This is a genomic window from Terribacillus saccharophilus (genome assembly GCF_000725365.1).
Taxonomy (GTDB): domain Bacteria; phylum Bacillota; class Bacilli; order Bacillales; family Amphibacillaceae; genus Terribacillus; species Terribacillus saccharophilus.
This window is the reverse complement of sequence record NZ_CP008876.1, coordinates 2,849,983-2,871,173: the sequence shown is the minus strand read 5'-3', so window position 1 is coordinate 2,871,173 and position 21,191 is coordinate 2,849,983. Positions and strand designations below refer to the sequence as shown.

At 43.7% G+C, this 21,191-nt stretch carries 22 protein-coding genes; 4 read left to right on the top strand and 18 right to left on the bottom strand.

Annotation, left to right across the window (positions count from 1 at the left end; genetic code table 11):
• Window positions 1-9: 9 nt before the first annotated feature.
• The 9 genes from GZ22_RS14340 to GZ22_RS14305 all read right to left on the bottom strand — a co-directional run bounded on the left by GZ22_RS14340 (window position 10) and on the right by GZ22_RS14305 (window position 8,666).
• On the bottom strand, window positions 10-633 hold the full coding sequence (locus tag GZ22_RS14340) for a PspA/IM30 family protein (protein WP_038563904.1): 624 nt from the start codon (window positions 631-633) through the stop codon (window positions 10-12).
• Window positions 634-654: 21 nt separating this feature from the next.
• Window positions 655-819: a hypothetical protein gene (locus tag GZ22_RS18655; RefSeq protein ID WP_164072093.1), complete on the bottom strand. Its 165-nt coding sequence runs from the start codon at window positions 817-819 to the stop codon at window positions 655-657.
• A gap of 17 nt (window positions 820-836) precedes the next feature.
• Window positions 837-1,139: a lmo0954 family membrane protein gene (locus GZ22_RS14335; protein WP_038563901.1), complete on the bottom strand. Its 303-nt coding sequence runs from the start codon at window positions 1,137-1,139 to the stop codon at window positions 837-839.
• A gap of 647 nt (window positions 1,140-1,786) precedes the next feature.
• Window positions 1,787-2,500 carry a DUF6320 domain-containing protein gene (locus tag GZ22_RS14330; protein ID WP_038563898.1) on the bottom strand — a complete coding sequence of 238 codons (714 nt, stop codon included), beginning with the start codon at window positions 2,498-2,500 and terminating at the stop codon, window positions 1,787-1,789.
• A complete protein-coding gene (locus GZ22_RS14325; protein ID WP_038563896.1) occupies window positions 2,500-3,753 on the bottom strand; it encodes a hypothetical protein in 1,254 nt (417 codons plus the stop codon). The genes GZ22_RS14330 and GZ22_RS14325 overlap by 1 nt, the downstream gene beginning before the upstream one ends.
• Window positions 3,754-3,930: 177 nt before the next feature.
• The gene (locus tag GZ22_RS14320) at window positions 3,931-4,416 is read right to left on the bottom strand and encodes an HXXEE domain-containing protein (RefSeq protein WP_038563894.1); all 486 of its coding nucleotides are present in this window, start codon (window positions 4,414-4,416) and stop codon (window positions 3,931-3,933) included.
• Between the two features lie 39 nt (window positions 4,417-4,455).
• Window positions 4,456-5,697 (bottom strand): CYP152 family fatty-acid peroxygenase CypC, encoded by a 1,242-nt coding sequence (cypC, locus tag GZ22_RS14315; protein WP_038563891.1) that lies wholly within the window; start codon window positions 5,695-5,697, stop codon window positions 4,456-4,458.
• Window positions 5,698-5,802: 105 nt separating this feature from the next.
• Window positions 5,803-6,213, bottom strand: a complete 411-nt coding sequence (locus GZ22_RS14310; RefSeq protein ID WP_038563888.1) for an NUDIX hydrolase — start codon at window positions 6,211-6,213, stop codon at window positions 5,803-5,805.
• A 272-nt stretch (window positions 6,214-6,485) separates the two neighbouring features.
• Window positions 6,486-8,666: a DNA topoisomerase III gene (locus GZ22_RS14305; protein ID WP_038563885.1), complete on the bottom strand. Its 2,181-nt coding sequence runs from the start codon at window positions 8,664-8,666 to the stop codon at window positions 6,486-6,488.
• A gap of 299 nt (window positions 8,667-8,965) precedes the next feature.
• On the opposite strand from GZ22_RS14305, the gene GZ22_RS14300 reads away from it, so the two are divergent.
• The 4 genes from GZ22_RS14300 (at window position 8,966) to GZ22_RS14285 (ending at window position 12,406) form a co-directional block, all read left to right on the top strand.
• Window positions 8,966-10,585, top strand: coding sequence for an ABC-F family ATP-binding cassette domain-containing protein (locus GZ22_RS14300; protein ID WP_038563882.1), 1,620 nt, complete (start codon window positions 8,966-8,968; stop codon window positions 10,583-10,585).
• Between the two features lie 53 nt (window positions 10,586-10,638).
• On the top strand, window positions 10,639-11,094 hold the full coding sequence (locus GZ22_RS14295) for a methylated-DNA--[protein]-cysteine S-methyltransferase (protein ID WP_038563880.1): 456 nt from the start codon (window positions 10,639-10,641) through the stop codon (window positions 11,092-11,094).
• A 3-nt stretch (window positions 11,095-11,097) separates the two neighbouring features.
• Complete coding sequence (locus tag GZ22_RS14290) at window positions 11,098-11,862, top strand: NAD-dependent epimerase/dehydratase family protein (protein ID WP_051748305.1); 765 nt, start codon at window positions 11,098-11,100, stop codon at window positions 11,860-11,862.
• A 115-nt stretch (window positions 11,863-11,977) separates the two neighbouring features.
• The gene (locus tag GZ22_RS14285; RefSeq protein WP_038563877.1) at window positions 11,978-12,406 is read left to right on the top strand and encodes a VOC family protein; all 429 of its coding nucleotides are present in this window, start codon (window positions 11,978-11,980) and stop codon (window positions 12,404-12,406) included.
• 82 nt (window positions 12,407-12,488) lie between these two features.
• On the opposite strand, the gene GZ22_RS14280 is transcribed toward GZ22_RS14285, so the two are convergent.
• The 9 genes from GZ22_RS14280 to trpE form a co-directional block, all read right to left on the bottom strand.
• On the bottom strand, window positions 12,489-13,748 hold the full coding sequence (locus GZ22_RS14280; protein WP_038563875.1) for an ABC transporter permease: 1,260 nt from the start codon (window positions 13,746-13,748) through the stop codon (window positions 12,489-12,491).
• Window positions 13,741-14,640: an ABC transporter ATP-binding protein gene (locus tag GZ22_RS14275; protein WP_038566141.1), complete on the bottom strand. Its 900-nt coding sequence runs from the start codon at window positions 14,638-14,640 to the stop codon at window positions 13,741-13,743. The genes GZ22_RS14280 and GZ22_RS14275 overlap by 8 nt, the downstream gene beginning before the upstream one ends.
• Window positions 14,641-14,832: 192 nt before the next feature.
• Entirely contained in the window at window positions 14,833-15,612 is a 780-nt protein-coding gene (trpA, locus tag GZ22_RS14270; RefSeq protein WP_038563872.1) for a tryptophan synthase subunit alpha, read from the bottom strand.
• Window positions 15,605-16,810 (bottom strand): tryptophan synthase subunit beta, encoded by a 1,206-nt coding sequence (gene trpB / locus GZ22_RS14265; RefSeq protein ID WP_038566139.1) that lies wholly within the window; start codon window positions 16,808-16,810, stop codon window positions 15,605-15,607. The genes trpA and trpB overlap by 8 nt, the downstream gene beginning before the upstream one ends.
• 5 nt (window positions 16,811-16,815) lie before the next feature.
• Window positions 16,816-17,424, bottom strand: coding sequence for a phosphoribosylanthranilate isomerase (locus GZ22_RS18650; RefSeq protein WP_038563870.1), 609 nt, complete (start codon window positions 17,422-17,424; stop codon window positions 16,816-16,818).
• Window positions 17,421-18,203, bottom strand: coding sequence for an indole-3-glycerol phosphate synthase TrpC (gene trpC, locus GZ22_RS18645; protein WP_164072091.1), 783 nt, complete (start codon window positions 18,201-18,203; stop codon window positions 17,421-17,423). Before trpC ends, GZ22_RS18650 begins: the two co-directional genes overlap by 4 nt.
• Window positions 18,200-19,219, bottom strand: a complete 1,020-nt coding sequence (gene trpD / locus GZ22_RS14250; protein WP_038563864.1) for an anthranilate phosphoribosyltransferase — start codon at window positions 19,217-19,219, stop codon at window positions 18,200-18,202. The genes trpC and trpD overlap by 4 nt, the downstream gene beginning before the upstream one ends.
• Window positions 19,200-19,802, bottom strand: a complete 603-nt coding sequence (locus GZ22_RS14245) for an anthranilate synthase component II (RefSeq protein ID WP_038563862.1) — start codon at window positions 19,800-19,802, stop codon at window positions 19,200-19,202. The genes trpD and GZ22_RS14245 overlap by 20 nt, the downstream gene beginning before the upstream one ends.
• The gene (trpE, locus tag GZ22_RS14240) at window positions 19,783-21,186 is read right to left on the bottom strand and encodes an anthranilate synthase component I (RefSeq protein ID WP_174416617.1); all 1,404 of its coding nucleotides are present in this window, start codon (window positions 21,184-21,186) and stop codon (window positions 19,783-19,785) included. The genes GZ22_RS14245 and trpE overlap by 20 nt, the downstream gene beginning before the upstream one ends.
• Between the last annotated feature and the right edge of the window lie 5 nt (window positions 21,187-21,191).

Genomic DNA, 21,191 nt, shown 5'->3' with positions numbered 1-21,191 from the left:
GTGCCTATTTTAACTAGATTTCTTCTCGAGCTCTGCAAGCTTGGCATCAAGCGTCATTTTCCGATAATCCGCGTCTACTTTCCGTTCTAAACGGTCTATATAGCCTTCCAGATTGTTGAACTTGTTGGACGCAAATTCGAATTCCGGTTTATGTTTTAGAACCTCATTCATTCCTCTATGCGCTTTTGCAACATTCTCACGCTCTGAGAACTCCATTTTCTTTACATAAAGGTCTTTTAGCTTATGCTTCATCTGCACGTATTTCTTCTCAAGCTCTTGCAGATCTGCGCTCGCTTTTTCCATCATCGCCTTAATTTTATCTGCGCGTTCTTGATATTGCTCACGTTCGTCCTGCGCTTGTTCAGCAAGTTCTGCCTCTCCCTGCTCAGCAGCAAGCTTCGCCTGTCTCTCGCGCTTATCCGCCATTGCCTGCGCCGCATGATATTCCTTCGTGAAATCATGCTTGAGCTGATACTGCTTTTCGATCAATTCGCGAATCTTTTTTGCTTGCTGCTCGCATTGTCGAATATATTGACTCAACTGAACTGTCGGATTCTTTTCTTCCTTCTTATCTAAAATCTCGTGAAAATCTGCTGCTACCGCCTGTTTGATTCGAGTAAAAATGTTTTCCATGTGTACCTCTCCTTTTTTTGTTTAAAATATATCCCCTACAAGGGCTAATACTGGGATGAGCAGTGCCAAAATCGGGATAAATGCCCAAATCCATGTATTATCCTGCCGATTCGGCTTCGCCTTCTCCTTGAGTTCCTCCACTTCCAATTCCAGCACACGTATTCGCTGCTCCAAGTAATCGTCCACTATGCTCCTCCTTTCAATCACAGTGTATAATCGAACTTCTCAGATTCCTTATCCTTCTTCCAAGCTCGGTACAAGTAATACAAAGCCGCTAGAGCAACCAAGCCCATCAACGCCGGTAGATTGGATAGTGAAATACATACACCAATCCCGATTACTACACCCCAGCCAATCTTGGCACCGACGCTATCTGTGAGGATAAACCTCCTCAACCCGTAATAACCAATTGCCACACTGATGGCCAGCACAAGCAGCGAACCCAAATTCGCCAACAGTACTGCTGCAGCAATAACCGCACCGATGATCAATAACACCTTCTTCATCAAGCCTCTCTCCTTCCTTTCATACTCCTAGTCTACCGCTATCCCCGCTCCCCCATAACGACCCCCAGCCATAACTTGAATAAGACTTTGGTCTTACGAAAAGCGGAAAAGACCGGTTAGAAACGGAGGAATAAGAGAGGGAGCCCGGAGTGGGTGTCCTTTCCCACACAGGGATTCATCACTTATACCGCAGTTTCTGGTCTTTGCAGCTAGATCACGAAAGGCGTAAGAAACAGTTCAGAAACGGAGCGGTAAGTGAGAAAGCCCGGAGTGGGCGTCCTAACCCACGCAGGGATTTATCGCTTACAGCGCAGTTTCTGGTCACCGCAGCTAGATCAAGAAAGGCGGAAAAAGCCGATTAGGAACGGAGAAGTAAGTGAGAAAGCCCGGAGGGAGGCGATCTATCCTTCCGCAGGGATTTATCGCTTCCGGCGCAGTTCCTGGCTTTTGGAGCTAGATCACAAAAGAAAGGCGGAAAAGACCGGTTAGAAACGGAGCGGTAAGTGAAAAGCACGGAGTGGGCGTCATAACCCACGCAGGAGTTTTGCATATTTATCTAATTAATAAAGCAAACAAAAAGGACGCTCGTAAATTATCAAAAATAATTCACGAGCGTCCTTCATAAGTTTTTGAACGAACTCTCTACTTTAGATATGAAATTTCCGCTTCAGCTTTTCTACCCACTTTTTAGGCATCCTATACGAAATCAGCAGTAAAATAGAACCTAGTAAAGTAGACGGAAGAAGCTCATCCACAGAATGAAAAACGATGTTTTCCGTGTTTGAATACCTGCCTACTATTAATTCAATTCCGATGAGGAGTAAAAGAATAGAGAAAATAATATAACCGCTTTGGCGAAACCAGCTTCTGTTCCTTTTAAAGATAGCTATATTTATTTGCATTAATATCAAGGTGATAACCAGGAGTGGGAATGCTGTCTCGACAGACCATCCAGCATATCCATTGATGAGATCAAATCCTAGAAGACCTACACATATTGTAATCAATATGACGATAATTTTATCTCTCTTTCCTTTTACATAGCCAAAGGCAACGTACAGAAAGCTCCAGGTTATAAGGATAGATAAATTGCTATATAAAGACCAGGTCAACGCTTTATTCAATATGACATCTATGAGTGTAGGAATAAGGAAACCCAGAATCATCAGAACACAGAGAACACGATACACAACACGTATGAAAAAATTCACTAGGTTTTCATATAAGCTATAGTATGTAGGAAATCCATTTTCATCTAGCAGCTCTTCATCGCTTACTATTTTCGGTATATATGTAAAGCATAGCGGACAAGGAACTTGGTCTTTTTCAACACTTACTCCGCATTTAGGACAGTAAGCCATTAATATGCACTCCTGTTGGTTTCGATTTTTATTTGTACGCCTTCTTTAACTAATTTTCTAAAGAACGTTCTTTCTACTAATCGATCGTTCGACAGATTACCAAAAGTAATATACATATCATCCTTATAACTTATTACTCCTGCTTTTATCTTGTTACCGATACTTGGCGGAGGATAAAATTCAAACCGCTCCACGTGTTTTTCTAAATCATCATCAAGTGATATTACTCCTAAATTAGAGATAGAGCTTGTATATAAATTTTCTCCAAATCTAGCGTGCACCATTGGAGAAATCCAGTCTTTTACAAACAAAGGCATCGACCTGAGCAGGAAATTCCGTTCTCCCCTTACACCGCGGGCAATCAGTGTTTTTAACTGTTTATCATTTAGATATCGCTTCAGCTCTATACTGATCGTTTCAATGATATCTTCAAAAGTATATGTTCCCAGACGTGGATCTATCGTTACTGGAACACTTACAAAAAAGTTCTTCAATGTATTCGTTTCAAAGAAATTACGCAAGTTGACAGGAACATTTATTGTGATAGGTTTTCTTGTTTTTGAATTTTGTGCTTGAATATCGATCAATATTTCAGCATATAACGCCAATAAATAAGTGGTTATACTTGTTTGATATTGCTTTGCTATGCTCTTTAATACCTGAATCTCTAACTTACCAGTCGTAACATGATACACGCCTCTTTTGTCCAATCTCAAAGGCAGCTTATAGGCTTTATCCAGAGTGTCCTGCCAGTTTGGCACCTGCTTCTCATAATGCTGAAAAAAAGCATTATCAAAGTTAAATCCGTTAAGCTTTTTTCTTATACAGGGCAGGTTGACGCCTTCTCTTTTCAAATAGTTTCTTACTAACAGCTTTAAGAATTCTATTCCTCCAGTGCCATCGGTCAACATATGGGATAGCTCTAAAGAGATTTTTTTATTATAGTACAGCACTCTGTAAGGAAATGTATTGCGACCTCTGAAAAATAGATTGGAACAAGGATAAAAATGCTCTTCAGATACAGTAGGAATCGTTGCTGTTTTCTCGAAATAGTACCAAAATACGCCTCGTTTTACGATAACTTTAAAAGAGGATATTTCTTCTAATGTTTCCTCTAAAGCTTCTTGAAGAAAAACTGCGTTGACAGATTTGTACATACTTACAGAAAGACGAAAGACAGTGGATACCCTGGAAGAAACAGTTGAAGCATAAAGCTTACCAGCACTATCTAGTTTGTACCAATCTGTTTCCATGCTAATTTCCCCTTTTTGTGCTCGGTTTCTCGGTTTATAAATAAGATGATTACTTCTTAAACAATAACCATCAAATTGTACTATATTCTACATAAGATTATTTTAATAACGTGTTTTTTTATGAAGTTTACATATCTTATAGATTAACTAAAGCGGGCATTAAAAGAACTCCGCTGATTATTTTGGACGGCATTCTTCGTGAAAGAAATATTTCCCGATAGCAAATAATGCAAAAATTACACCTAACAACAAAATACCGATACCAATAGAGGCAACAATAACTTCTAAAAGGGCGATCTTCGTAACATGGAGGATGTGATACATCGCAAGACCTCCCAAAGGAAAAATCATGAATAGACCTGTTACAATGCCAGGGGAGTATTTCCTCTCCACAATCGTTGCAACGATATGGGGTACGATTACATTTAGGAGCATAGCGCCAATCAAACCCGATTGAAGGTATTGAAAATATGTATTGGATGGCCAAAGCAGATATAGCATACCAATTAAATATGCAAGTAATGTTATTATAGTCACCGCAAAACGAAATACCTTTGGTTCTACTGTCTTCTGAAACCTGCTTGTCTTAGACCATGCAGGCAAAAAGATAGCCTCCTCCAAATTATGTAAAGTAAATGCGATAAGGAAAAGTAGGATTTCCATATTTAACCCCCTCTCTTCATTATCGCATATTATCACGAATCAGTTGTTTAACTTCCGCACATCAGCCAGTATCATCTGACTCTTCGGCATGCTCGGCATGGAGGAATGACTATAGCTATAATCCTGATCCGCTACATTATATTGCATGCGGCTTACAAGAAAATCAATGCTCACTTCCAACACTTGTATTGTGACCCATTCTCCTGCACAGCGATGCCCCATGTCAAAGTCCCCGCCGCCCTGTGGTATGAAATCAAACGGGCTTTCTTTCCAGTCAAGGAACCGGTCGGGACGGAATAGATCCGGCTGTTCCCATAAATGCGGATCATGATTGTTACCGTACAAATCCAGCAGAGTCATAGTGCCTTCCTTGAATTGATAACCTTCCCACTCGAAGTCCTGTTTCACTTTCGCCATGGTAGCTGGGAAAAATGGGTAGAAACGACGTACTTCCTGCACAAACCGTCGGATACTGCCATCTCCTTTTTTCAGCCCTTCTCTTTCTTTAGGAAATTGGTGAAGAGCAAGTGCAGAAAATACAATATAAATGCTGATGGCGACAATCGGTCGCAAAATATTCAGCACCTCTACAGCAACTATTCTTTCGGATAGAAGTTTCCCATCAAGATCCCGATGCTCGGAAAAGACTCGGAGTGCTCCTCCCTTGGTAGCATGCAGATTTCCGTTCCTTACTTGCTCGACCAGTCCAGCAATCCATTCCTCCGCATTGGAACGAGAGGTTCTCCCTTTCCAGTGTGCAGGGCCTACGGCTGCTGGTGACTCGAAGAGGTAACGCATTTGCTCTGTCCTTTTTTCCTCATCGTCTAGCGGAACACCTGCCCAATCACATGCTGCCTTTATGAGGATTTTCTGTGATTCTTTATATAGCGTTATCCGATCAGTTTTTTCCCACTGCTTGCTTGCCTTCTCCCATTCAGATTCCAGTAACTTATCGAGACGCTCAAGCTGTGTCTTTGTCATGATGGACATGAACATCGCCTTACGGTTACGGTGCTGTTCCCCATCCAGCGTTTGCACGCCGCCTTCACCGAACAGTGTTTTAACAAGCCGATTTGGAGCAGCTCCCGCACGAATGAACTTATCGTTATTATAAAAAAGTTCTGCCCCTTCTTTCCCGCCAAGACAAATTGCCTTTTTACCGAGCAGAGTAGTCTCAAATATATTTGATTGGAAGCTTTTTCTCCGATGTAGAATGAACTCATAGCCTTCCTTTAGAAATGCAAGACTATGATCTAATCCTTCTTCTTTCGGCATTGACATATAATGTCACCCTCCCCTGTTTTGCTTGTCTCTTTCCCCTGGATCACAGCCAGGAAACCGAAAAGCACCTTGCTTATTTTCCCTAAGCAAGGTGCTTCCTATGTATTAAAATGCTACATAAAATGGGTGCTGTTCTTCATCGAGGCAGCTCTCGATCCGTTCCAGAAAATTTCCCCAGTTAACCATTGTTTTGACTTGTTCAAGTGGAAAATTACCAACTTTCAGACTTTCTTCCGAAGGCGTACAAACACCGCCAATCGGTTTACCGAGGAAGAGTGTATTGCAGATACTGCTCTCTGTATTCTGATAGATTCCGCAAAACTTAGTCACTTCTATCACAATTCCGCTCTCTTCCATCACTTCCCGAACCGCCGCATCTGCCAGCGATTCTCCTTCTTCTACCTGACCGCCTGGCATTTCCCAGCCTCTTCTTGGTCCTTTAATTAATAGAATGTCTCCGTGTTCATTCCGCACGATTGCTGCTGCAGAGACAATATGTTTTGGCGGCATCTTCATCCCTCCCTTTTTGTTTCATTCCATTAAATTAGGGTCTGTTCCTGCCTCCATAAAGAATTTTTATGTGTATTATTTTTCCATACCAGCAATGTTAGAATCTTTGAAAAAGGAGGCTTTCTAATGCTTTATGAATATTCTATTTGGATTTGTCTTCCTCATTTATCGCGGAAAGATTGTCTGGGATGAAGTTTTACGCAAGATCATCTTCTCAGAGCATTCTTCTCTCCCCCTGTATTAAAAGAAGCCCTGCCATCCGGCAGGGCTTCCTCGTTTTATTGTTTCTTAAATTTCGCTAAAGCGTCCGCTAATGCAGTATTGGCGAAGCTATCATCTTGCTGATTCTTCTTCAAATATTTCTGTACATCACGCTTACTCGCTTTATTGGTTTTCTCTTTCTTACGGCGGTCGTTGAACGTACTCAGTTTTTCGCGATGTCCGCATTTACAGAAGAAGATCTGGCCTTCTCCTTCGCCGCGTAGTTCCAACCGTTTATGACAGTTCGGACAGCGGGCATTCGTCGTTTTGGCGATATTTTTCTTATGTCCACACTCACGATCCTGACAGACGAGCATACGGCCGCGTTTGCCGTTCACTTCAAGCATTAGCTTTCCGCAATCCGGACATTGCGTACCAGTCATATTATCATGTTTGTATTTGTGGTCACTGTTCTTTATTTCTGTAACCACTTCTTTAGCATACTGCTTCATTTCGGAAATGTATTGCTGCTGATTCAGCTTGCCTTCTGCAATAGCACTTAGCTTCATTTCCCATTCTGCAGTCAATGCAGGTGATTTCAAGTCTTCTGGAACGAGCTCAAGCAGCTGTCGTCCTTTGGAAGTCATCTTCAAATACTTGCCTTGTTTCTCGATATAGAATGTATTGAACAGTTTATCAATGATATCAGCACGTGTCGCAACTGTACCAAGTCCGCCAGTCTGGCCAATCGTCTTGATAAGGTCTTTGTTCTCACCAGCCATGAAGCGGACCGGATTCTCCATCGCATGAAGCAAAGTACCTTCTGTGAAACGTTCCGGCGGTTTTGTCTCGCCAGTTGTCATCCGATACGTTAGCGCCCATTGCTCGCCTTTTTCTACATTTGGCAATGTTTGATCGTCATCTGCTTCCTCGTCATCAAAGCGGTTTGCATAGACTTCTTTCCAACCCTGCTTTTGTACGATTTTGCCTTTGGCAGTAAAGGTTTCCTCTGCTGCTTCAACAGTCAATGTTGTTTGTTCATATTCAAACGGCGGGAACAGAACGGCGAAGAAACGTTTAATTACCAAGTCATAAATTTTCCGTTCCTTATCGGAAAGGTCAGCGCCATACGCATTTTGATCTGTTGGAATGATCGCGTGGTGATCGGATACTTTCTTATCGTCCACGAATGCCTTTGTAGCTTTGATTGGTGCATTCGTGATTTTCGTTGCTAGACGGCCATAGCTTCCTACGCCTGCAGCTTTTACTCTGTCCTTCAGCGTTGGGACGATATCAGATGAAAGATAACGCGAGTCCGTACGCGGATATGTGAGAAGCTTGTGACGCTCATAAAGCTGCTGCATGATATTGAGTGTCTCTTTACCGCCAAAGCTGAACAGACGGTTAGCATCACGCTGAAGCTCTGTCAGATCGTACAGCTGCGGAGCATAGCTCTTCTTCAGCTTCTTCTCCACTTCCTTCACTGTACCTTTAACCGAATTCAGCTTCTTGAGCACCTGCTCTGCCTTATCTTTCGAGAACGTGCGTGTACTGTTATGCTTTTGATCTTTCCAGAGCAGGCGTAAGCCTTTCTGAGTCTTAGCTTCAACGCCATAGAATGTCTCTGGCTTGAAGTTCTTAATCTCTTCTTCCCGCTCATGTATCATCGCAAGTGTCGGCGTCTGCACGCGTCCGCTGGATAGCTGTGCATTGAACTTTGTTGTTAGCGCTCTCGTTGCGTTCAACCCGACATACCAGTCAGCCTCGGAACGGGCTACAGCTGCTTTATACAGATTCTCAAATTGCTTGCCGCTCTTAAGGTTTTTGAATCCGTCCTTGATCGCTTTGTCAGTTACCGAGGAAATCCAAAGCCGTTTCACAGGCTTGTTTACACGAGCCTTCTCTAGAATCCAGCGTGCAACAAGCTCTCCTTCACGACCGGCATCTGTTGCAATGACAATATCACTGACGTCACTTCTATTCATTTGCGTTTTTACCGTACTGAACTGTTTGCCAGTCTGCTTGATCACAACAAGCTTCAGCTTTTCAGGCAGCATCGGCAAATCTTCTATCTTCCAAGTTTTATATTTATCGTCATATGTCTCAGGATCCGCCAATGTCACTAAATGACCAAGCGCCCACGTTACAATATAGTCTTTTCCTTCCATATAGCTGTTCGTTTTCTTCGTGCAACCAAGAACACGCGCTATATCGCGGCCGACAGAAGGTTTCTCTGCCAGTACAACCGTTTTACCCATGAAAACATCCTTTCTCGAATCACTTCCTATAGTGTAGCACATGGCGGCTTTTTTCGGGAGCGAGCGGCATGACAAAGGCAGTGCCAGCGCACTGCCTCAACTTACTGTTTGCAATATTGTTTTGTTGATTTTTTAATAAAGGTAATTACCCACATCACATATTACATTATTATCAATAATGCGAATTCCTTATCCAGTATTTTGATTTTTCTACAAAATATCCAACATTGACTTACACCCTTATTTCCCGTAAGCTTAAGGCATGCGTGACATTTTTGATCATGGAGGAAAAAAAATACATGATAACGGTAAATAATGTAGGTCTACAATATGGCGACAAAAAACTATTTGAAGAAGTTAATATAAAGTTCATCCCAGGAAACTGCTACGGTGTTATCGGTGCGAACGGTGCCGGAAAATCCACTTTCTTGAAAGTACTTTCTGGTGATGTCGAGCCACAGGTTGGTAACGTGGCAATCGGCGACGGAGAACGTCTAGCCTTCCTGAAACAGAACCACTTTGGTTATGAAGAACATCAAGTTCTGCAAACGGTCATGATGGGTCATGAGCGTCTTTTCAAGATCATTGAAGAAAAAGATGCACTATATGCGAAAGCTGACTTCTCTGAAGAAGACGGTATGCGTGCTGCTGAACTTGAAGGTGAATTCGCAGAGCTGAACGGTTGGGAAGCAGAATCTGATGCTGCAGTTCTATTGAAAGGTTTAGGTATTCCTGAATCTTTGCATGATAAAAAAATGGCTGAATTGACTGGTTCTGAGAAAGTGAAAGTGCTCCTTGCACAAGCTTTGTTCGGCAACCCTGATGTTTTGCTTCTGGATGAGCCTACCAACGGACTAGATTTACAGGCGATTCAATGGCTGGAAGAATTCTTGATCAATTTCGATAACACAGTTATCGTCGTATCCCACGACCGTCACTTCTTAAATAAGATTTGTACACATATCGCGGATGTTGACTTTGGTAAAATCCAGCTTTATGTGGGTAACTATGACTTCTGGTATGAGTCCAGCCAGTTAGCTACACAAATGGCACAGGATGAGAACAAGAAAAAAGAAGAAAAAATCAAGGAATTACAAGCCTTCGTCGCGCGATTCAGTGCGAATGCTTCCAAATCGAAGCAAGCGACGTCCCGTAAGAAAATGCTTGATAACATCACATTGGAAGACATCAAGCCTTCTTCTCGTCGCTATCCGTATGTAGGGTTCCAACAAGAGCGCGAAATCGGTAATGATGTGCTGACTGTTAAAGGCATTACGAAGACAATTGACGGTGTCAAAGTACTGGATAACGTCAGCTTCACAGTCGGTCGTGAAGATAAACTAGCACTAGTCGGCCGCGATGAAATCGCGAAAACGACTTTGCTTAAAATCATCATGGGCGAAATGGAGCCTGACGCTGGTGAGTACAAATGGGGCATCACTTCTTCCCAATCGTACTTCCCGAAAGATAACTCCAAATACTTCGACGGTGTGAACTTAACTTTGGTTGAGTGGCTTCGTCAGTACTCTCCGGAGGATCAAACAGAAACATTCTTGCGCGGTTTCCTAGGCCGTATGCTCTTCAGTGGTGAAGATGCACTGAAAGAAGCAAACGTGCTTTCCGGAGGAGAAAAAGTACGCTGTATGCTATCTAAGATGATGCTCAGCAAATCGAACGTCTTGGTAATGGATGAACCAACGAACCACTTGGATCTTGAATCCATCCAATCTTTGAACGAAGGTTTGATCAAATTCAAAGGTGTGCTTCTATTCACTTCCCATGACCAACAGTTTGTGAACAGTATCGCTAACCGCCTGATCGAGATCACTCCGACAGGTATTGTGGATAAAGAAATGACGTATGATGAATATGTTTCTGACAAAAAGCTGCAAAAAGAAATCGCGGCAATGTACAGCTAATCAATCAAGCTCCAAGGCTTTCTGCTTTGGAGCTTGTTTCTTAGGAGGCAATAATGTCTTATACAAGTAATTTAGAGACGCCTTTAGGTAATGTACAGATCACAGCAACAGATCAATTTATAACAAGCATCTTATTCGGCGAAATGCTGCCGAATAATGATAATACGATTACAGACCTGGCTCGAACACAGCTAGAAGCGTACTTTTCTGGTGAACTCACTAATTTCCAGCTTCCGTTAGCCACGAACGGCACTGCCTTTCAGCAGCGAGTGTGGGAACAGGTCAACCAGATACCATATGGCAGTTCATCTTTTTATAGTACAGTTGCTGAAGGTGCAGGAAACGGACGAGCTGTTCGGGCTGCAGCCAGTGCAGTTGGGCGAAACACATTTGCTATCGTCGTCCCCTGCCATCGAGTTGTTGGCAGGAATGGGATTGTAACAGGTTACCGCTGGGAGCCATGGCGTAAGAACTGGCTGTTGGAATTCGAACAACAAAGGAGCAGATGACAGATGAAAGTACTTGTAACAGGAGCTGCCGGCCATATCGGCAAAAATCTTGTAAAAGCTATCAACCAGGATTACGAATTAATTTTGACTGATATCAAACAAGATGAAGAATTGAAGCAATACGGGGCGTTCCAGCAAGCGGACCTCGCTGTGTTAGAAGAAGTCGTGCAGCTGGCAGAAGGCGTCGATGCAATCGTCCATTTAGGCGGGATTGCCACAGAAAGCACGTATGAACAAATCAATCGAAACAATTTTAACGGAACGTACCATATATATGAAGCAGCCCGAAAGCACGGTATCAAACGTATCGTTTTTGCTAGCAGTAATCACGCTGTCGGTTTCCAACCTATCAATCAATCGATTGGACCTGATGCACCTCATTTGCCTGATACGTTCTACGGTTCGAGTAAGGCATTCGGCGAAAATCTAGCAAATATGTATTACAAAAAACATGATATTGAAACAGCTAGCCTGCGCATCGGCAGCTATTTGGAGAAGCCCACTGAACATCGCAACCTGAACACATGGATCAGTGTCCGGGATATGAATCAACTGATCGTCTGTTCTCTGGAAGCTGAGCAAATCGGTACAAGTGTCTATTATGGTGTGTCTTCTCTGCATAATGATTACTTTGATAATCGGGACGCAGCCAAAATCGGTTATGATCCGGAAGACAACCCTGAGGATTACCGAGAAGAAATTGAAAATGTAAAGATGGAAAACGTGACCGATTATATCGGTGGTATGTTTACCAATTTCGGAAGATGAGTTGAACTATCCTGGCAGTCTGTCAGGATAGTTCTTTTTTTACTGGATAAAGGAATCTTTTAACTTACAGCGAATTCATACAATGGCAAAATAAACAATAGATAGGATGTTGAAAATGGTACAAGGAATCAATTCTTATATTGTTACAAATGGCAATGGACAAGAAGCAGTCAAATTATATGAGGATGCTTTGGGAGCTCAAGTGCTAGATCTAAAAACTTTTGGCGAGATGCCGGAGGACCCTAACCATCCAGTACCGGCAGAAGCGAAAGATCATGTTTTACACGCGCATCTAAAAGTAGGTAATAATGATTTGATGTTATCTGATACGTTTCCTGGTCAGCCTTTCGAGCTCGGCGATCAAGTAGGAATTGCGGTTATGACCAGCACTCCCGAGGAAACGAAGGATGTGTTTGAAAAGCTATCAGTTGGTGGTCAAGTGATTATGGAGCTGCAGCAGACTTTTTGGAGTGCTTTATACGGACAGGTTAAAGATAGATTTGGAGTAACCTGGCAGGTTAACACGCAATCTGAACACAACTAAACATAACGCTAATCTCCAATACAAAGAAGGCTGTCGGGACTATTCCCGACAGCCTTTTTAATTGCAAACTCACCTAAAGATATTACTTGCTCTTGTTCTTTATATTTCCAGACAGTTTCATCGCTTCCTTCAGCTGATTAAATGAACCACCCTTGCCATACATCAGAACACCGCCGCGATACACTTTTGCTGCAAACCATGCAATGAGCAGAATTGCTGCTACAAGGATTGCGATTGATAGTGCTATTTCCCAAGCGGGTACTCCCAGCATTCCAATTCGGAGGAACATAATCATCGGTGTAAAGAATGGGATGTAAGATGCAATCACAATGATAGACGAGTCGGGTGAGCTAAGTCCGTATATGGAAAGGAAGAAGGCACCCATCACTAAGAAAATAACCGGACTTACAAGCTGCTGGACATCCTCCATCCTGCTTACCACCGAACCAAGTCCCGCACAAATGGTTGCATATAAGAAGTAACCTAAAATAAAGAAGATCAAGGCAAAAGTCAATGTGACTGGTGAAGCATTAGCTATTCCAATAAAATCGAAGAATCCTCCACCTAGTTCATCACCACGTATTTGGACCATAACATACACAGCAGCTGTAATTAATGCAACCTGAGTAAGTCCCATCATTCCAATTGCAAGGATCTTAGCGAACATTTGACCGACAGGAGAGGAACTGGAGATTAAAATCTCCATTACTCTAGATGATTTTTCATTGGTAATATCCGTTGCGATCATCATACCGTAAATAATGACACTCATATAAAGCGCGAAAACTAATATATAAACAAGTCCATATGATCCCGCCAGCTCTTCTTCTGTCTTTGCTTCCTCATCAAGCGCTTGCCGCTCGAAAGATACCGGTGTATAAATGTCCTGAATGGTCGCTTCGTCCACACCTGCTTGCGACGCAGCCTGTGCTACTTTGATTTGCTGCAGCTGTGCTTCCATATCATCGCTGGTGCTGTTTGTCAGCTGCATACCGTAAAAGACGGCCTGCGGCAGGTTTTGCTCTGACTGACTCAATACAAGCAGACCTTCAAACTCTTCATTTTCAACAGCTTGCTTTGCTTCTTCTTCATTGCCATCGAATAATACAGGCTGATAGTCTTCAGCACCACTGCTTAATAATTCGTAAAGCTGTTCGTTTTCTGTTTCATCAATCACTGCCACCACTGGGTCTTCGCTGTCACCTGTAAAGCGTTCAATAATATCCGGTATATAAAAGATTCCGCAAATGATAAGTAAAAAGATCGCACTAGAAATGATATAACCTTTTGTTTTCACACGAGATAAATAAGTATGTGAAAATACAATCCAAAACTTACGCATATGCTTCACCTGCCTTCTCGATAAAGATGTCGTTCAATGTGGGTTCTTCTACTTCAAACTTACTGACAAATCCTTTTTCGGTTAGCAGTTTCCACACAACAGGAGCATCCTCAGAAGAAGCGATTTGGAGTTTACATCCCCGCTGTGTCTCCTGGTACTTTACAACACCCGGTGTTTCTTTCAAGAAGGTCAGATCATAATCTGCTGATATCGTTATATTCTTTTTTCGGAAAGAGCGCTTTATCTCTGTTAAATCTCCCTCCACCACTGGCCTGCCATGCTTCATGATGCAAAGGAAGCGGCATAGTTCTTCTACGTGCTCCATGCGGTGGGAAGAGAAAATGATGCTCGTTCCAGCTTGTTTTAAATCAATAACGGCTTTTTTCAGCATTTCCACATTAACCGGATCCAGGCCAGAAAATGGTTCATCCAGTATCAACAGCCTGGGATTATGCAAAACAGCAGATATGAACTGTATTTTTTGCTGATTCCCCTTGGACAGCTCTTCCACTTTTTTATTTTCGTACTCTGTTATATTGAACCGTTCAAGCCAATCTTTCAGTGCTTTGACACTGTCTGCCTTCGCCATGCCTCTAAGCTTGGCAAGATATACGAGCTGATCCTTTACAGTAAGCTTCGGATAAAGGCCGCGCTCCTCTGGAAGATATCCTATCTCATTACTTTGTGCATATGTAATCTTTTTTCCCTGCCAGAATATCTCCCCTTCCGTATTTTCTAATAGATTAAGAATCATTCGGAACGTTGTCGTTTTGCCAGCTCCGTTAGCACCTAAAAACCCGAAAATCTCACCCTCAGGTATCGACAGAGTCAGCTGATCTACTGCAGTATGCTTGCCAAATTTTTTGGTCACATCATTTAATTGAAGCACCAGCACCATCCTTTCACTTTTCTCTTACCAATTGTACGGATAAATGTTGGATATGTTTCATTTTCACTCAAGATTGAACCAAACCTTAATAATCTCTCAACAGTCTATTAGAAGCTTTTGAATCCGTTAATTCTAGAAGAATAGAAAAAAGAGTGCAAAGTTCCTCGCACTCTTTTCTTATTTCATTCAGTCTGCCTACAATTGCTTCCTCGACATAATCAATTCTTTCACTTGCTGTCTGTCTCCTTGATGCAAAGCATCGACAATCTTACTTCCGACCACCACTCCATCACAATACTGGCTCAGCTCCTTCACGTGCTCTGGTGTAGAAACTCCAAATCCGGCCAGCACGGGGGCCTTGCTTACTTCTTTCAACTCCTGCAGATGTGTGCCCAGCTGATCGACGAAGGTTGCTCGCTCCCCAGTTGTACCTGCAACTGTAACAGCATAAAGAAAACCTTCAGCACGTTCAGCGAGTGCCCGGATTCTTTCAGGTGTACTTGTCAAAGCGACCAAACGGATCAGCGCTATTTCGTGCTTCTGAAGGGCTTCGACAACCAGTCCTTCCTCTTCCAGCGGGAGATCAGGCAGAATAAGACCGGATATTCCTGCCGCTGCACATGCAGAAGCGAAGGCTTCTACCCCATAGGCGAAGACTGGATTCAAATAAGTCATAATAACAAGCGGCACATTGCGGCTTGCTCTTTCTTTTGCAACCTCATCCAGCACTGCTTGAACAGTCGTGCCAGCTTCCAATGCGCGAATGCCAGCTGCTTGGATAGTTGGACCGTCCGCAACTGGATCAGAAAAAGGCAGCCCCAGCTCGATTGCCGTTGCACCGCTGTCCGCTAGAAAACGAATTCGTTCATTCAAGCTTTCCAAGCCGCCATCACCTGCCATTATATATGGTACGAAAGCTTTCTCCCCAGCTTCAGATACTGTTTGAAATGCATTATCCAGCATCGCCTTACTCATCGGAATCCCCTCCTGTTTCATGTGCTTCTCTAATTGTGTTTACATCTTTATCACCGCGTCCTGATAAACAAACAACCAGCACATCTTCTTTGTCCATCACTGTTGCTAATCTTTTGCAGTATGCTACTGCGTGCGCGCTTTCCAGAGCGGGTATGATTCCTTCTGTTCTTGAAAGAAGACGTACAGCCTCCAATGCTTCTTCATCGGTAACGGCATCATATGTTACTCGTCCAGCATCTTTTAAATAGCTGTGCTCTGGACCAACACCTGGGTAATCCAATCCGGCTGAAATCGAATGAGCCTCCTGTACCTGACCATCATTATTTTGCAGCAGATAAGACAATGATCCATGTAATATTCCAGCTTTCCCTTCGGTAAGAGACGCTGCATGCTTACCTGTTGGCAAACCCATACCTCCAGCTTCCACGCCATACATTTTCACATCACGATCATCAACGAACGGGTAGAACATACCGATTGCGTTACTCCCGCCGCCGACACAAGCAACAATTGCTTCCGGTAGCTTGCCTTCTGCCTCAATAATTTGCTTACGGGTTTCATCACCGATGATCCGCTGGAAATCTCGGACGATCTGCGGGAATGGATGCGGACCTGCAGCTGTACCGAAGATATAATGCGTATCTTCTACATTCGCCGTCCAGTAACGCATTGCTTCGTTTACTGCATCCTTCAAGGTACCGTTACCTTGATCGACTGAAACGACCTGCGCGCCCAATAGCTCCATCCGATAAACATTCAATGCCTGCCTTCTGACATCTTCTTTTCCCATAAAGATGATACATTCCAATCCAAGCAATGCACTGACTGTTGCAGTAGCCACCCCATGCTGGCCAGCGCCTGTTTCGGCTACAACCTTTTTCTTGCCCATTCGCTGCGTCAATAACGCTTGCCCGATTGTGTTGTTGATTTTATGCGCACCTGTATGGTTAAGGTCTTCTCGTTTCAAATATATCTTAGGTCCGCCTAAATAAGCAGATAAACGTTCTGCATAATAAAGCGGAGTCTCTCGTCCTACATACTGTTTCAAATAATAGCGCATTTCTTCTTGGAATGCAGGATCCTCTTTTGCTTCTTTGAATGCTTTTTCTAGTTCCAAGATGGCTGGCATCAATGTTTCAGGTACGAAACGCCCGCCAAAGTTTCCGTAGTGTCCAGTTTCTGTTGGATATATTGCCATGTCTTTCACTGTCCTCTCTTTGCCGCTGTAATGAACTGATTTATTTTAATGGGATCCTTTTTTCTGTCTGTCTCTACTCCGCTGCTCACATCGACACCGACAGGGCTAACTTCTTCAATTGCTTGCTGTACATTTCCGCTATGCAAACCGCCTGCAAGAAAGAGCTTTTCCCTCGGAATTGTTTCTGAGTTTGCCAGTGACCAGTCAAATGCTGTGCCGTTGCCTCCCCTATACGCTTCTGCTGGACTATCCAACAGATAGTATTCACATGCGTAATCAGCGAGTTGCTTTAGGTCATTCTCTGAAGCTACCGAGAAGGCCTTAATAACAGGCTTGCTGATAGATTTAATGTAGTCTGGTGTTTCATCGCCATGCAGCTGAATGTAATCTAGTCCAGCAGTCTCGGCTATGTCCAGCAAACTCTCGATTGGCTCGTTGACAAACACGCCTACTTTCTTTACTTGAGCCGGTAGCTTCTTTCCGATGTCGGCTGCTTGCTCAGGTGATACCTTCCGTCTGCTGTCCGCAAAAACAAATCCGATCATATCAGCTCCTGCATCCACTGCCATCTGCCCAGCCTCCACCGACTGAATTCCACAAATCTTAACGATCATGACTGCTCCGCTCCTACCGGGACCTGGAGTGTTTCCAACACTGCTCCTACATCGGGAGCTCGCATGAGCGTTTCACCGACAAGGATCCCCCTTGCCCCTGCTTTTGCTAAACGTGACGCATCAGCTGGTACCGTAATGCCACTTTCGCTGATGACAAGCGTTGCGGAGGTATCAATGATTTCTATTAATCGTTCCGTTACACCTAAATCCACCTCAAAAGTCTTAAGATTCCGATTATTGATTCCAATGATATTCGCACCAAGTTCTTGTGCTTGTTTTAATTCTTCTTCATTGTGAACCTCTACTAGTACATCCATCTCTTTGGATTTTGCATATTGATAGAGAGTGTGCAATCGATCTTTTTCCAAAGCCGCAACAATCAATAAGATCACATCAGCACCATAATCAGCAGCTCTATCGATTTGAATTTCATCTAAGATAAAATCTTTATTTAATATCGGTAGCTCTACTGCCTCCCGGACAGCTGCCAAATCATCCATCGTACCTTTGAAGAAGGGCGTGTCAGTCAGAACTGAAATAGCACCAGCTCCTGCTGATTCATAGATATTTGCTTGATTTGCAGGCACAACATCGGGATTGATCATTCCTTTGGAAGGAGAGGCACGTTTGATCTCCGCAATAACCTGCATCTGTTTCTGTTGCTGAAATCGTTCATATAAAGATATTGGCTTACGCCGTGCTGTTGTCGCCCGATATGTTTGTTTCAGTGTAGCAATTTCCGTCCGCTTCTCTTCTAATATCCTTGCTAAGAATGTCATGATGTCACTTCCCTTTGTTTATAATCGATCAAGTATTGCAGTTTCTGTCTAGCTGCTCCGCTATCAATACTTTCCTTAGCAAGCTTGATGCCTTCCTGAATAGAAGCCGCTTTTCCATTTGCAAATATACCCAGTCCTGCATTTAATACAACAGTGTCTCGATGAACCCCGTTCTCCCCATTTAACACACGCAGCAGAATGTCCGCATTCTCAGCTGCATCACCGCCCTTGATTGCTTCGAGTGGATAAACCGGCAGACCGACCTCTTCCGGATGAAGAGTGAAGGCTGTCTGCTTGCCATCCTCTAGGAGGACAAGGTGGTTCTCTCCTGCAAGGGATGCTTCATCCATGTAACCTGCGCCATTAACGACAATCGCCCTCTTGCGTCCCAATTTATGGAGTGCTTCAGCCATCATCTCGAGCATATCGCGTCTATAGATACCAAGCAGTTGGGAGTCAAGCTGAACTGGATTCGTCAATGGTCCAATCAAATTGAAAATGGTTGGGATACGAAGCACTTTACGCAGCTGCATTACTTGCTTCAGACCAGGATGAACATGAGGTGCAAACAAAAAGGCAATACCATTCTCCTCAAGTAAATGCGTCATCTCAGCTGCTGGCAGATACAAGGGGATTCCCAGATTCTCCAGCACATCCGCACTGCCTGTTCTGCTGGATACACTTCGATTACCATGCTTAGCAATCGTAATACCTGCTCCAGCAATGACAAAAGCTGCTGTCGTACTGATGTTGAAGCTTTGCGACCCATCTCCTCCTGTACCGCAGTTATCCATCACACTTGCTGCCTGGAGAGGGATTGTCTGGGCTTTTTCGCGAATTGCGGCCACCATACCTGCAACTTCATCTGCTGTTTCCCCGCGTGTTTGCAGCATCGAAAGAAACGCACCTGCCACAGCATCCGGCATACTGCCCTCCAGCAATTCCCTGGATGCCTGCAACGCCTCTGAATAAGTCAAAGCCTGCGTATTTGTAAGCTTAGCCAATAATGGTTCCATGACTTTCCCCTTCTTTCATGGTTTGAATATAATGCTTCACGATCTCCTTACCAGCTTCTGTCCCAATCGATTCCGGATGGAACTGCAGTCCGTAAACTGGGTACTGGATATGCTGAACAGCCATGATTTCCTCATCATCTTCTGAATACGCGGTAACTTCCAATTCATTTGGCACACTGCGTTTATCAATGACAAGAGAATGATAGCGCATGATCGGCAGATCCTTTATGATTCCTTTGATTACCGGTTCTCCCTCATAACGAAGTGTCGATGTCTTTCCATGCTTGATTTGTCCCGCTCGGATAATATCTGCTCCAAAAGCTGTACCGATTGCCTGGTGACCGAGACAGATGCCAAGTATCGGAATTTTGCCAGCAAAGTGACGGATTGCCTCGACACATATCCCTGCATCTTCCGGTCTGCCTGGTCCAGGGGATACGATGATTGCCTCTGGATTCATTGCTTCAATATCCTGGATAGAGATGGCGTCATTGCGGACAACCTCGACTTCTTCTCCAAGTTCCGCTGTATACTGGAACAGATTAAAAGTAAAAGAATCATAATTATCGATCAGCAGAATCATGTAAACCAACCTCCGTTAACGATTTCGCTTTATGCAGCGTCTCGTGATATTCTGTCTCAGGATCCGAGTCATACACTAGTCCGGCTCCCGCCTGTACATATGCTTTATTGTCTTTTATAACCATCGTTCGGATAGCCAGTGCCAAATCAAGATCACCGTTCATATTTATATAACCAACAGCCCCGGCATAGAGCCCTCTTTTTTTCTTTTCAAATTGATTAATCAATTCCATTGCCCTTATTTTTGGGGCGCCGGAAACTGTACCTGCCGGAAGGGCTGCAATCAATGCATCCAATCCAGTCATATTATCTGCCAGTTCACCTTGTACTTCAGAGACAATGTGCATAATGTGCTGATACTTTTCTACTGTCATATACTTTGTCAGCTCGACCGTACCGACCTTACACACACGCCCCAGATCATTGCGGCTTAAGTCCACAAGCATTCGATGCTCCGCTAATTCCTTTTCATCTGCCAACAGTTCAGTTGTCAGCTGTTCATCTTGCGCTAGTGTCTTACCACGCGGCCTTGAACCAGCAATTGGATTAGCCGTCACTAGATTTCCGCTTGCTTTAATCAAGCTTTCCGGGGAAGCTCCCAGTACGGTATAGTCCTCAAAATCAAGGAAGAACATATACGGCGAAGGATTGCTCGCCCGCAGCTTCCGGTAGAAACTAAAAGCATCTCCACTGAAGTCTGCCGTCAGCCGCTGAGAAAGTACAATTTGAAATACATCACCTGCTTTGATGTATGCCTTGGCATCTTCCACCATCTGCATAAATGCTTTTTGATCCGTCTCTGGCTGAAAATGTACTGGCTGCAATACGATATCAGGTATGTCCTTGAACGATGTAATCTCCTGCTCCACTTCCTCTAAACGGGCTTGGAGCATCTCTGTTGACCGATTTCCTGCTCCATCAATGGCTAGTAAAGTCACCTGCTGATGCTTATGGTCGTAAACGATAATATCCTCATAAAACATAAAATGAACTTCCGGCATACCGATTGGATCCTCTGGAACTTCACCAATCGCTTCATATTGCCGAATCGAGTCATACGCCATATATCCGACAGCTCCGCCATAGAAAGGAAAATCGAGCGGTAATTCGAGTCCGCTTATCTGCTTCTTCAAAACCTCTAATGGTTTATCTGCCAGCTTCTCTTCCTCTCCCGCAAACTTCAGCATTGTTTCCTGCCCCTTACCGATCAATTCCTTGTAAGGATTCGCTCCAATGATGGAATAGCGACCCTTTCCTGTATGGTGTACCGAACTCTCCAGTAAAAACTTCTTTTCGCCTGTCAGCCGCTTGTAAATCACGACAGGTGTGAGCGTATCTCCGTTCAATTGTTTCTTTTGAAATTGTATGCTATCCGTAACCGCCATCTTCC